General features: G+C 73.1%; 13 protein-coding genes and 1 tRNA gene. 8 read left to right on the top strand and 6 right to left on the bottom strand.

What is annotated here, in order from left to right; all coding sequences use genetic code 11:
- Positions 1–4 precede the first annotated feature (4 nt).
- The 6 genes from VMV22_05115 to VMV22_05090 form a co-directional block, all read right to left on the bottom strand.
- A tRNA-Arg gene (locus tag VMV22_05115) sits at positions 5–78 on the bottom strand.
- 94 nt (positions 79–172) lie between these two features.
- Positions 173–940, bottom strand: a complete 768-nt coding sequence (locus VMV22_05110; protein ID HUY21700.1) for an enoyl-CoA hydratase/isomerase family protein — start codon at positions 938–940, stop codon at positions 173–175.
- 4 nt (positions 941–944) lie between these two features.
- The gene (locus VMV22_05105) at positions 945–1,703 is read right to left on the bottom strand and encodes an SDR family oxidoreductase (GenBank protein HUY21699.1); all 759 of its coding nucleotides are present in this window, start codon (positions 1,701–1,703) and stop codon (positions 945–947) included.
- The gene (locus VMV22_05100; protein HUY21698.1) at positions 1,700–2,110 is read right to left on the bottom strand and encodes a carboxymuconolactone decarboxylase family protein; all 411 of its coding nucleotides are present in this window, start codon (positions 2,108–2,110) and stop codon (positions 1,700–1,702) included. The genes VMV22_05105 and VMV22_05100 overlap by 4 nt, the downstream gene beginning before the upstream one ends.
- Positions 2,111–2,150: 40 nt before the next feature.
- Positions 2,151–3,617, bottom strand: a complete 1,467-nt coding sequence (locus tag VMV22_05095; protein ID HUY21697.1) for an aldehyde dehydrogenase — start codon at positions 3,615–3,617, stop codon at positions 2,151–2,153.
- A complete protein-coding gene (locus VMV22_05090; GenBank protein ID HUY21696.1) occupies positions 3,614–4,486 on the bottom strand; it encodes an NAD(P)-dependent oxidoreductase in 873 nt (290 codons plus the stop codon). Before VMV22_05090 ends, VMV22_05095 begins: the two co-directional genes overlap by 4 nt.
- Before the next feature lie 72 nt (positions 4,487–4,558).
- Here VMV22_05090 and VMV22_05085 point away from each other — a divergent pair, with 72 nt between their 5' ends.
- The 8 genes from VMV22_05085 to VMV22_05050 all read left to right on the top strand — a co-directional run bounded on the left by VMV22_05085 (position 4,559) and on the right by VMV22_05050 (position 11,375).
- Complete coding sequence (locus VMV22_05085; protein HUY21695.1) at positions 4,559–5,287, top strand: hypothetical protein; 729 nt, start codon at positions 4,559–4,561, stop codon at positions 5,285–5,287.
- Positions 5,284–5,898 carry a helix-turn-helix domain-containing protein gene (locus VMV22_05080; protein HUY21694.1) on the top strand — a complete coding sequence of 205 codons (615 nt, stop codon included), beginning with the start codon at positions 5,284–5,286 and terminating at the stop codon, positions 5,896–5,898. Before VMV22_05085 ends, VMV22_05080 begins: the two co-directional genes overlap by 4 nt.
- Complete coding sequence (locus tag VMV22_05075) at positions 5,895–7,100, top strand: cytochrome P450 (GenBank protein ID HUY21693.1); 1,206 nt, start codon at positions 5,895–5,897, stop codon at positions 7,098–7,100. Before VMV22_05080 ends, VMV22_05075 begins: the two co-directional genes overlap by 4 nt.
- Positions 7,101–7,115: 15 nt before the next feature.
- Positions 7,116–7,919 (top strand): SDR family oxidoreductase, encoded by an 804-nt coding sequence (locus tag VMV22_05070; protein HUY21692.1) that lies wholly within the window; start codon positions 7,116–7,118, stop codon positions 7,917–7,919.
- Positions 7,916–9,301, top strand: coding sequence for a cytochrome P450 (locus tag VMV22_05065; protein HUY21691.1), 1,386 nt, complete (start codon positions 7,916–7,918; stop codon positions 9,299–9,301). Before VMV22_05070 ends, VMV22_05065 begins: the two co-directional genes overlap by 4 nt.
- Positions 9,298–9,582, top strand: coding sequence for a ferredoxin (locus VMV22_05060; protein ID HUY21690.1), 285 nt, complete (start codon positions 9,298–9,300; stop codon positions 9,580–9,582). The genes VMV22_05065 and VMV22_05060 overlap by 4 nt, the downstream gene beginning before the upstream one ends.
- Before the next feature lie 2 nt (positions 9,583–9,584).
- Positions 9,585–10,139 (top strand): nuclear transport factor 2 family protein, encoded by a 555-nt coding sequence (locus VMV22_05055; GenBank protein HUY21689.1) that lies wholly within the window; start codon positions 9,585–9,587, stop codon positions 10,137–10,139.
- Between the two features lie 72 nt (positions 10,140–10,211).
- Positions 10,212–11,375 carry a 4Fe-4S dicluster domain-containing protein gene (locus tag VMV22_05050; GenBank protein HUY21688.1) on the top strand — a complete coding sequence of 388 codons (1,164 nt, stop codon included), beginning with the start codon at positions 10,212–10,214 and terminating at the stop codon, positions 11,373–11,375.
- Position 11,376 lies beyond the last annotated feature (1 nt).

Raw genomic sequence — 11,376 nt, 5'->3', positions numbered from 1 at the left:
CCAGCGCGCTCGGAGGGACTCGAACCCCCAACCTTCTGATCCGTAGTCAGATGCTCTATCCAATTGAGCTACGAGCGCCCACATGCGGCCTCGAACCGGGACGGGTGGGTGTCCGGCCGGAGCAGCTGGTCATCCTATCTTTCCCCCTGGGCCCGAGACACGGCGCCACGGCTCAGGACGGCGGCCGGCCCCCGAAGCGATCGAGGGCGGCCAGATTGGCGGTGGAGCCCAGGAGCTGGGCGAAGGCCGCCTCCTCGCGTGCTCGGGCCGCCGCCACGGCCGGCTGGCGCGAGGCCAGGAGCAGCCGCTTGATCGCCCGGACGGCGTCGGGTGGTCGGGCGGCGATGGACGAGGCCACGGCCATGGCCTCGTCCATGAGCGAATCGGCGGGGAACCGCGCCAACGCCACGCCGGCGTCGACGGCCTCCTGCGCCTCGAGCCACGCCCCCGTGAAGAGCAGGTGGGCGGCCCGCTGCCAGCCCATCGTCACCGGGAAGAGGTAGCTGCTGGCCGCCTCGGGAGGCACGCCCAGCTCGGCGAAGGGCACCCGGAGGCGGGCGTCGTCGGCCATGAGGACCAGGTCGCAGTGGGCGAGCAGCGTGAAGCCGAGGCCCACGCCCACCCCGTTCACCGCAGCCACGAGCGGCTTCTCGAAGCGCTGCACCGCCTCGAGCAGGCCCTGGAAGCCCCGGGCCGCCTCGGGCGGGGCCTCACCGGTGACGATGGCGGCCATCTCCTTGAGGTCCTGGCCCGCGCTGAAGGCGGCGCCGGTGCCGGTGAGCACCACCACGTGCACGCCCGGTGCCTCCGCGGCGTCGAGGATCGCCTCGGTCACCGCGTGGTAGAGCGCGGCGTTGAAGGCGTTGCGGGCCTCGGGACGATTGAACCGCACCACGCGCACGGCGCCGGTGTCGGACGTCTCGACCACGGAAGGGCTCACGCCGTCACGGCCGCACGACCTGCCCGCCGTCGACGTTGAAGACGTGCCCCGTCACCCACCGGGCATCGTCGGACAGCAGGAACAGGCACATCCCCACGAGGTCCTGGGGGGTGCCCTGGCGCTTCAGCGCCAGGGAGCCGACCAGCTGGCGCATGTACTCGTCGGGCACCACCGAGCGGGCCGCCTCGGTGTCGGTCGGGCCGGGGGCGATGGCGTTGACGCGGATGTTCATGCCGCCGAGCTCGTGGGCGAGCTGCTGCGTGAGCGAGTTCACCCCGGCCTTGGCCCAGCCGTAGTAGCCGGCGTACAGGTAGGCGGCGGTCGACGACTGGTTCACGATCGCCCCGCCACCGCGGGCGGCCATGGCCCGGTAGCAGGCCCGGGTGCACACGAGGGCACCGAAGAGGTTCACCTCCATGAACCGCTGGAGGTACGCCCAGTCGACGGTGAGCAGCAGGTCGAGCTTCATCCCCCCGAAGATCGCGGCGTTGTTCACGAGGAGGTCGATCCCGCCGAACCGGTCCTCGGCGGCCGTCGCCATGGCCGCCACCGAGTCGTGGTCGGCGATGTCGACGTGCACCGCGGCGGCGCTCCCCCCGGCCACGGTGATGGCCTCGGCCGTCTCGGCGGCACCGCCCTCGTCGACGTCCGCCACGACCACGGAGGCCCCGGCCGACGCCAGGCCCTCGGCGTAGGCGCGGCCGATGCCGCGCCCTGCACCGGTCACGACCGCCACCTTGCCGCTGAAGTCGTAGGTCGTCACGATCCACCACCCGACCCGGGGCCACCGGCGGCACGCCGGCGGCCGATGACCCGCTCGGCCGCCTCGTTGGCGCCCGTGGCGAGCGGCCATCCGACGTAGTGGGCGAGATGGACCACGAGCTCACGGACCTGCGCCTCGGTCAGCTCGCCGTTGTCGAGCGCGCTCTGGAACTGGACGTCGAGGAGCTCGGTCTTGCCCAGCGCGGCCAGCACGCCGATGGTCACGAGGCGGCGCTCGAACGTCGACAGGCCCGGGCGGCGCCACACGTCGCCGAAGAGATGGTCGACGGTGTAGGCGACGAAGTCCCCGGGGACGGCGTCGGGGTCCACCGAGAAGTTGTAGACCTCCTGCATCTTCGCCATCCCCTCGGCCCGGTCGGGCGACGGCGGCCTGTGGTCCTCGGCCATGGAGCCTCCAGTCATGGAGTCCCCGGCATGGAGTCTCCGGTCATGCGGGCTCCGCCACGACTTTGGTCTCGAGGTATTCCTCGAAGCCGGCGACGCCCATCTCGCGTCCGATACCGGACTGCTTGTAGCCGCCGAAGGGGACGTCGGGGCTGTACCAGACGCCCCCGTTCACCCCCACCGTCCCGGTGCGCATGCGCCCGGCGACGCCCATGGCCCGGTCCCGGTCGGTCGACCACACCGATCCCGACAGCCCGTAGGGCGAGTCGTTGGCGATCCGCACGGCGTCGTCGTCGCCGTCGTGGGGGAGGACCACGAGGACCGGTCCGAAGATCTCCTGCTGCGCCACGGGGGAATCGTTGCCGATGCCCACGACCAGCGTGGGCTCCACGAAGAACCCCCGGGGCCGGTCGGCGGGACGCCCCCCGCCGACCACCACCGTCCCGCCCTCGTCGCGCGCCATGCGGATGAAGCCCTCCACCCGCTCGCGCTGGCGGGCGTTGATGAGCGGCCCGCAGACGGTGCCGGGGTCGGTGGGGTCCCCCGCCCGAAGCTTGCCGAGGGTGGCGGCGGTGGCGGTCACGGCGTCGTCGAACGTCGCCCTCGGGACCACGAGGCGCGTCGTGATGGCGCATCCCTGGCCGGCGTGGGTGCACACGGTGAAGGCGGCGACACCGCAGGCGCCGCGCAGGTCGGCGTCGTCGAGCACCACGAAGGCCGACTTGCCGCCGAGCTCGAGGAAGACCCGCTTGAGCGTCCCGGCGGCGCCGGCCATGACGGTGCGCCCCGTGGCGGTCGACCCCGTGAAGCTCACCTGGTCGACCCGGGGGTCGGCGACCAGTCGCGCCCCGAAGACGGGGGCCGACGACGGCAGGATGTTGACGACCCCGGCCGGCATGTCGGTCTCCTCGGCGATGAGCCGGCCGAGCACGGTGGCGCACCACGGGGTGTCGGGCGCCGGCTTCAGCACCACGGTGTTGCCGGCGGCGAGCGCCGGCCCGATCTTGGCCAGGTTGATCTGGTGCGGCACGTTCCACGGCGTGATGGCCGCCACGACCCCGGCGGGCTCGCGCCGTACCCAGCGCCGGGCGGGCATCCCGAGCGGCTCGGCGGTGCCGAGGTCGACGACCCACTCGTAGGACTCGGCCAGGTCGGCCACCCAGCCGAGCGACGCCACGGGGTCGTCGAGCTGCGCCGAACGGGTGAGGAACTCCGGAGAGCCCGTCTCGGCGATGGTCATGGCCCGTAGCTCGTCGGCGTGCGAGCGCATGGCCACCTGCAGCTGGCGCAGGCACCGGACCCGGAGGGCGAGGTCGGTCGACCACGAGGTGTCGTCGAAGGCGCGCCGGGCCGCGGCCACGGCCCGCTCGGCGTCCTCGTCGGAGGCGTCGGCCGCCACGCCCAGGACCTCCTCGGTGGCGGGGTTCACCGTCTCGAACACCGCACCGGTCGACGAACGCACCAGCGCGCCGTCGATCAGCATCCGCTCCTCGCCGAATCCCGACGTCACGGCACCCTCCCCGGTGCCCCGTCTCCCGCCAGGCCGAAGACGGCGTCGCACCGTGCGTCGGCCATCTCGGCCAGGGGCAAGTCGACCCCGAGCGAGGCCCCGAGCTCGAGGGCGGCCCGAAGGTCCTTGTGGGCGAGCCCCGCCGCCGCCGCCATGAGCGCCACGAAGCCGGTATCGGCGTCGGGGGGGAACGGTGCGACGGTGTCGCGGAACATGAGCCGGGAGGACCCGCCGATCAACTGGTCGCTGACGCGGATGACCTCGGCCAGCTTGCCCAGCTCGATCCCGGCTGCCTCGGCCAGCACCTGGGCTTCGTAGGCGGCCAGCCACGACCCGTACTGCACGAGGTTGCGAGCCAGCTTTGCCTTGAGTCCGGCACCGAGCGGGCCCATGTGGACGACGAGGGACGTGAAGGCGTCGAGCACAGGCCTGACGCGCTCGACGGCGGCACCGTCACCGCCGACCATGGCCACGAGGGTGCCCGCCGCGGCCGCGGCCGGCCCGCCGCTCACCCCGCAGTCGACGACGTCCACGTCCCGCCGGCTCGCCAGCGCCGCCACGGCCTCGATGGTGCCGGGTGACACGGTGCTCACGACGAGAACGGCCGACCCCGGCGCGCAGGCACCCAGGGCACCGCCCTCGCCGTCCAGCACGGCCAGGACCTGGCGGTCGTCGACGACCGCCACGACGACGACGTCGCTGCGCTCGCCGAGCTCGGCGGGCGACCCCGCCACCCGCGCCGTCGTGGAGAACCGCCCCGTGGCCTCGGGCCGCAGGTCGCAGACGACCAGGCCGAGGCCGGCGCGCACCACCGCTTCGGCGACACCGCGGCCGATGTCGCCGAGCCCGATGACCCCGACCGTGGTCACGGGGTGGGCCCTCCTCGTGCGCTCATGGATTCCCCTCTAGCCAGACAGGTGTCTGGAACGTAGTCTGGCGTCATGGCCGACCGCAACGACTACTCGGGGCCCTTCGACCCCGACTTCCGCTACGAGGACCTGTCCAAAGAGGCCCTCGTGCGCCTGGTGCGCGAATACGCCCTCATCGTGCACCTCCTCGACCGCTCCATGTGCGCCGCCATCGGGATCCGCTTCGGCACCGACATGGTCAACGAGCTGGCCATCGAGGAGTGGCGGGGGGCGAGCCCGATCTACGGCGAGCGCCTGCGCGAGATCATGGCCGTCGAGGGCGACGGCATCGAGGCGATCTTCAAGGTCCTGCAGCTCGACCCGGGCTTCCCCCACCACTACATGGACGTCCACTACGAGGTGGTCGACGACCGCCACGGCTACTTCGAGCTGCGCAGCTGCGGAGCACTGATGGACGTCGAGCCCTGGGGCGAGCGTCTGGTCACCGGGATGTGCCACGACATCGAGGACGGCACCTTCGACGTCACCGCCCAGGCCGTCAACCCGAAGGCCCGGGTGCGCGCCGTGCACCGGCCGCCGCGGGCCCCCGCCGACCGCGTGCCGCACTGCCGATGGGAGGTGGTGATCGACGAGGACACCGAAACGCTCCCCGTCGCCGACATCACCACCATGACGCGCATGACCACGGCGGCCACCTTCCGGTTCCCCGCCCTGCGAGACGGCACGCCCCACGTGCCGACGGGCGCGGCACCGCCGGGGACGGCGGCGGCCGCCGACCCGGCCGACGATCGAGCCCGGTGACCGACGCAGCGCTGTCCGCGGGCCCGGCGGTATCGGACATGGCCGCCGAGTCCACCCGGCGGCGGCTCACCCCCCGGCAGGCGGTCGTGGTGGAGCGCCTCGTCGACGCGGCCGCCGACGAGGCGCGCGCCACGGGCTACGAGGGCCTGACGGTGCGCAACGTGGCCAGGCGGGTCGGCGTGGCGCCGGCCACGGCGTACACGTACTTCGCCTCCAAGGACCACCTCCTCGCCGAGGTGCTGTGGCGGCGCCTGCAGGCGCTCCCGATCCCCCCGACGAGCCCGGGCGACAGCGGCGTGGACCGCGTCACGGCGGCGCTGCGGGTGCTGGGGCTGTTCATGGCGGACGATCCCACCCTGGCGGCGGCCTGCACCACGGCGCTGCTCGGGAGCGGGCCCGAGGTCCGGGCGGTGCGCGTCCGCTTCGGTGCCGCGCTCCACGACCGGCTGGCCGACGCCCTTGGCGACGACGCCGACGAGACCGTGCTGCGCACGCTCGACCTCGCCTACAGCGGGGCCATGCTGTGGGCCGGTATGGGGCACATCGACTTCGGCGACGTCCCCGACGCCCTGGCCGACGTGGCCCGGCTGGCACTGGGGAGGGAGCTGTGACCGGCAGCGACACCATGGCACCGGTCCACTACAGCCCGTACGACTACGCCGTCCACGAGGACCCCTACCCGGTCTACGCTCGCCTGCGGGACGAGGCCCCGCTGTATCGCAACGACGAGCTCGACTTCTGGGCCCTGTCACGCCACGACGACGTGCTGGCGGCCTTCCGCGACCCCGCCCGCCTGTCGAACCGCTTCGGCGTCACCCTGGACCCCGCCGCCTACGGTCCCCACGCCCACAAGTCGATGTCGTTCCTGGCGATGGACCCCCCGCGCCACACCCGCATGCGATCGCTCGTCTCCAAGGCGTTCACCACGCGCCGGGTGGCGGAGCTCGAGCCGCAGATCCGGGCCCTGGCGGTGCGCTACCTGGACGCGGCCGTGGAGGCCGGCAGCTTCGACATGGTGGCCGACGTCGCCGGGAAGCTCCCGATGGACGTGATCTCGGAGATGATCGGCGTGCCACCCGCGGACCGCGCCGAGGTGCGCCGCCTGGCCGACCTGCTCGTGCACCGGCAGGAGGGCGTGTTCGACGTGCCCCAGGAGGGCATGGAGGCCGCGCTGGTCCTCGCCGGCTATTTCGCCGACATGGTGGCGGCGCGCCGAGCGACCCGCCGCGACGACCTGACGTCGGGCCTGCTCGACGCCGAGATCGACGGGGACCGGCTCAGCGACGACGAGGTGATCTCCTTCCTCTTCCTCATGGTGGTGGCGGGCAACGAGACCACCACCAAGCTCCTCGCCAACGCCTGGTACTGGGCGTGGCGGTTCCCCGACGAGAAGGCCAAGGCGCTGGCGGACCCGGCGCGCGCCGGCGACTGGGTCGAGGAGACGCTGCGGTTCGACACGTCGTCGCAGATGCTGCTGCGCGTCACCACGGGCGAGGTCGAGCTGCGGGGAACGGTGCTGCCCGACGGCGAGCGCGTCCTGTTGCTGGTGGGCTCGGCGAACCGTGACCCGCTGGTCTTCGCCGAGCCCGACCGCTACGACATCGACCGGGACACGACCAAGCTCATCAGCTTCGGCGGCGGGCGCCACTTCTGCCTGGGCGCCCCCCTGGCCAGGCTGGAGGCGCGGGTGACGCTCGAGGAGCTCGTGGCCCGGGTGGCCGACTACGACATCGACCCCGACGGCACCCGGCGCGTCCACTCCATCAACGTGCGGGGCTTCGCCACCCTGGCGACGACCGTCGTGGCACGCTGAGCGGTCCCGAGGCCCATGGCGAGATTCGTCCCCCACCCCGAACGTCGGCCCTCCGTCGTCGCCGGCGCGTCCTCGGGGATCGGCGCCGCCACCGCCGAGGCCCTGGCGGCCGCCGGCCACCCGGTCGTCCTCGGGGCGCGCCGGGTCGACCGGTGCGAGGAGGTCGCCGCCGGGATCCGGGCCCGCGGCGGCCACGCCCACGCCGCCTTCCTCGACCTCGCCGACGCGGCGTCCGTCGAGACCTTCGCGCTCGTCGCGCAGGAGGCCGTCGGGCCCGTCGACGTCGTCGTGTCGAGCGCCGGCCACGCCGCCCCGGGCACGGCCCTCGGCACGGCCCCTGCGGTGTTCGCCCATACCGTCGACGTCAACCTGCTCGGTGCCCACCGCCTCGTCGCCGCGCTGGCGCCGGCGATGGCCGAGCGCCACCACGGCGACCTCGTCTTCGTGACGTCGGAGGTGCTCCGCAACCCACGCCCCCTGACGGCCGCCTACGTGGCGTCGAAGTGGGGGCTCGAGGGCTTCGTCCGGGCGCTGCAGCTCGAGTTGGAGGGCACCGGCGTGCGGGCCACCATCGTCCAGCCGGGCCAGACCCTGACCGGCATGGGGACCGACTGGGACCCCGACACCACCACGGCCGTGCTGGGCGAGTGGATCCGCTTCGGCGTCGCCCGCCACAGCCATTTCCTGCGTCCCGCGGCGGTGGCCGCCGCCGTGCTCGCCGCCGTGTCGACACCTCCGGGCACGCACCTCACCATGATCGAAGTCCAGCCCGAAGCCCCCATCCGCCAGGACGGGGACACCACAGGAGGCACAGCATGACCGTCGAGGTCCAACGGCGCGAGCCGCCGCAGGTGTCGGGAGGCGAGAGCGAGCACGGCCACCTCGAGGAGCTGCGCCACGATCCCATCGGGCTCATGCGCCGCGTCCGGGAGGAGTGCGGCGACGTCGGGCAATTCCGCCTGGCCGACCGCGACGTGGTGCTGCTCACCGGGGCCGAGGCCAACGAGCTGTTCTTCCGGGCGCCCGAGGAGGCACTCGACCAGGCCGAGGCCTATCCGTTCATGACCCCGATCTTCGGCGAGGGCGTGGTCTTCGACGCACCGCCCGAGCGTCGCCGCGAGATGTTGCACAACCAGGCCCTGCGCGACAAGTTCATGCGGGGCCATGCGTCCACGATCGCCCGCGAGGTCGACGCCATGGTGGGGGCGTGGGACGAGGGCGGCTCGATCGACCTGCTCGACTGGTTCGCCGAGCTCACCATCTACACGTCCTCGGCGTGCTTGATCGGGAGCAAGTTCCGCCATGAGCTCGACCGCCGCTTCGCCGAGCTCTACCACGACCTCGAACAGGGCACCGATGCGATCGCCTACGTCGACCCGTACGCGCCCGTCGAGAGCTTCCGCCGCCGTGACGAGGCCCGACGCGGGCTGGTCGACCTGGTGCAGGGGATCATGGACCGCCGCCGCGACGGGCCATCCGCCACCGACGAGGACCGCGACCTGCTCGACGTCCTGATGTCGATCCGCGACGAGGACGGCACGCCGCGCTTCAGCACCGACCAGGTGACCGGCATGTTCATCTCCATGATGTTCGCCGGCCACCACACCACATCGGGCACCGCGGCATGGACGCTCATCGAGCTGCTGCGCCATCCTGACGAGCTCGAGGCGGTGCGCGCCGAGCTCGACGAGCTCTACGCCGACAACGCGGACGTGAGCTACCAGGCCCTCCGGGAGATGCCCCGGCTGGAGTCGGCCATCAAGGAGGCGCTGCGCCTGCACCCCCCGCTGATCCTGGTCCTGCGGGTGGCGAAGGAGGAGTTCGAGGTCGAAGGCGTGCGGATCGCGCCGGGAAAGCTCGTCGGGGCGAGCCCGGCCGTGTCGAACCGCATCGCCGAGGACTTCCCCGACCCCGACGCCTTCGTGCCCGAGCGCTACCTGGAGCCCCGGGCCGAGGACCGCGCCAACCCCTGGACCTGGATCCCCTTCGGCGCCGGCCGGCACCGCTGCGTGGGGGCGGCCTTCGCCATGATGCAGCTCAAGGCGATCTTCTCGGTGCTCTTGCGCAACTGGGACTTCGAGCTGGCCCAACCCTCGGACAGCTACCGCAACGACCACTCGAAGATGGTCGTCCAGCTGGCCCGGCCGTGCGTCGTCCGCTTCCGGCGTCGCCCGGTCCCGGCCCCGTCGCCAGCCCCGTGAGGATCGTCGTCGACCGCGACCTGTGCCAGGGGCACGGCGTCTGTGAGTCGGAGGCGCCCGCCGTGTTCGCGGTGTCGACGCAGCATGTCGTCGAGATCCTCGACGACACGCCGCCGGCCGGGCTGCGCGCCCAGGTCGAGGCGGCCGTGACGTTCTGCCCCACCCATGCCCTGCGGATCGAGGAGACCGTGGCGGCCGAGGAGACCGTGGCGGCCGACGGGACCGTGGCGGCCGCAGGGACAGAAGGGACAGCAGGGACCGACGACAACGAGGAGGACTGACGGTGGCCCCGTTCGCGTACGAGGAGCTCGAGGAGATGGTGCAGCGCTGGCTCGACGCCAACCGCCGCGCCCAGGAGGCCGGCGACTGGCGGCCGATGTCCGAGATGTACACCGAGGACGCCACGTACGGCTGGAACATCGGGCCCAACGAGGAGTTCATGGCCGTGGGGCGAGACGAGATCCGCGACATCGCCCTCGGGCTCGAGATGGGGGGCCTCGACGGCTGGACCTACCCGTACCAGAAGGTGCTCATCGACCCCCGCCAGGGCGAGGTGATCGGCCTGTGGAAGCAGGTGGCCGACGCGCGGCGGCCCGACGGGACGCCGTACGTGATCGCCGGCCTGGGGGGGAGCTGGTTCCGGTACGCCGGGAACTGGCGGTGGTCCTGGCAGCGGGACTTCTTCGACGTCGGCAACGCCACCGCCCTGTTCATCGAGATGATCAAGGCCGACGCCCTGTCCGACGGCATGCGCCGGCGCATGGAGCGCGCCACCTCGGGCGGGCTCCTCCCGGGCCACTACCCTCTGGGCGGCGCCCCCGCCGGCCTCTGGGAGTGAGCCCCCGGCACGCGGCCGACGTTGGGCCTTGGGACCCTGGTGGCGCGGCGACGGCACCCGTAGCCTGACCTCGTGGAGGTGGGCGAGGCGGCCGTGGTCACCCGGGACGGGCTCGACGCGCTCCTGGCCGGGTTGCGGGCCCGCGGCTACCGGACGGTCGGGCCGGTGGCCCGAGACGGCGCCATCACGTACGGCGAGGTGTCCACCTCGGCCGATCTCCCCGAGGGCTGGCACGACAGCCAGGCGCCGGGCACCTACCGCCTGCATCACGGCGACGACGAGGCGCTCTTCGGATGGGCCGTGGGGCCGCACTCGGTGAAGGCGGAGGTCTTCCCGCCCCGGTCGGTGGTGTGGCGGGCCCGGGTGCGGCCCGACGACGGGGGCGGTGGAGCCGGCGTGGAGGTCGAGGAGGTTCCCGACGACGCCGCTCCCACTGCGGTCGTCGGGGTGCGGCCCTGCGACCTCGCCGCCTTGCGGGTCCTCGACCGCGTCATGCAGGGCGCCCCCGCGCCGGACCCCGCCTACGCAGCGCGCCGCGGCGCCGCCTTCGTGGTGGCGGCGGAGTGCGGGTCACCGGCGGGGACGTGCTTCTGCACCTCGATGGGAACCGGGCCCTCCGCGACGGAGGGCTACGACCTGGCTCTCACCGAGATCCTCGAGGGCGAGCACCGCTTCGTGGTCCGCGCCGGCACCGCCGCCGGGCGGGCCGTGCTCGACGACGTCGCGCACCGGCCGGCGACCGCGGTCGACCTCGAAGCCCGTGCCGCCGTGGTGGACGGCGCCGTGCAGAACATGGGGAGGCAGCTCGACACCGACGACCTGCCCGGCCTGCTGGAGCGGACCCTGGACCACCCGCGCTGGGAGGACGTCGCCGGCCGCTGCCTGGCCTGCGGCAACTGCACGCTCGTGTGCCCGACGTGCTTCTGCAGCACCGTCGAGGACGTGACCGACCTCACCGGCACCGTGGAACGCCACAGGACGTGGGCGTCGTGCTTCGACCTCGCCCACTCGTACGTCCACGGGGGCCCCGTGCGGACCTCCACGCAGTCGCGCTACCGCCAGTGGCTCACCCACAAGCTCGGCACCTGGCACGACCAGTTCGGGATGTCGGGCTGCGTGGGCTGCGGCCGCTGCATCGCCTGGTGCCCGGTGGGCATCGACCTGACCGAGGAGGCGGCCGCCCTCCGGGCCTCCGACGGTACCGGCCGGGCGGTCGCGTCGGACAAGGAGGCCTGAG

Source organism: Acidimicrobiales bacterium, from assembly GCA_035531755.1.
Lineage (GTDB): Bacteria > Actinomycetota > Acidimicrobiia > Acidimicrobiales > UBA8190 > DATKSK01.
Note: the sequence above shows the minus strand (reverse complement) of the source record. Positions and strands in the feature narration are given on the sequence as shown.

Coding starts and splice junctions, on each gene's coding strand:
- VMV22_05100 (HUY21698.1), bottom strand. CDS start 2,110: ATGGCCGAGGACCACAGGCCGCCGTCGCCCGACCGGGCCGAGGGGATG.
- VMV22_05065 (HUY21691.1), top strand. CDS start 7,916: ATGACCGTCGAGGTCCAACGGCGCGAGCCGCCGCAGGTGTCGGGAGGC.
- VMV22_05085 (HUY21695.1), top strand. CDS start 4,559: ATGGCCGACCGCAACGACTACTCGGGGCCCTTCGACCCCGACTTCCGC.
- VMV22_05070 (HUY21692.1), top strand. CDS start 7,116: ATGGCGAGATTCGTCCCCCACCCCGAACGTCGGCCCTCCGTCGTCGCC.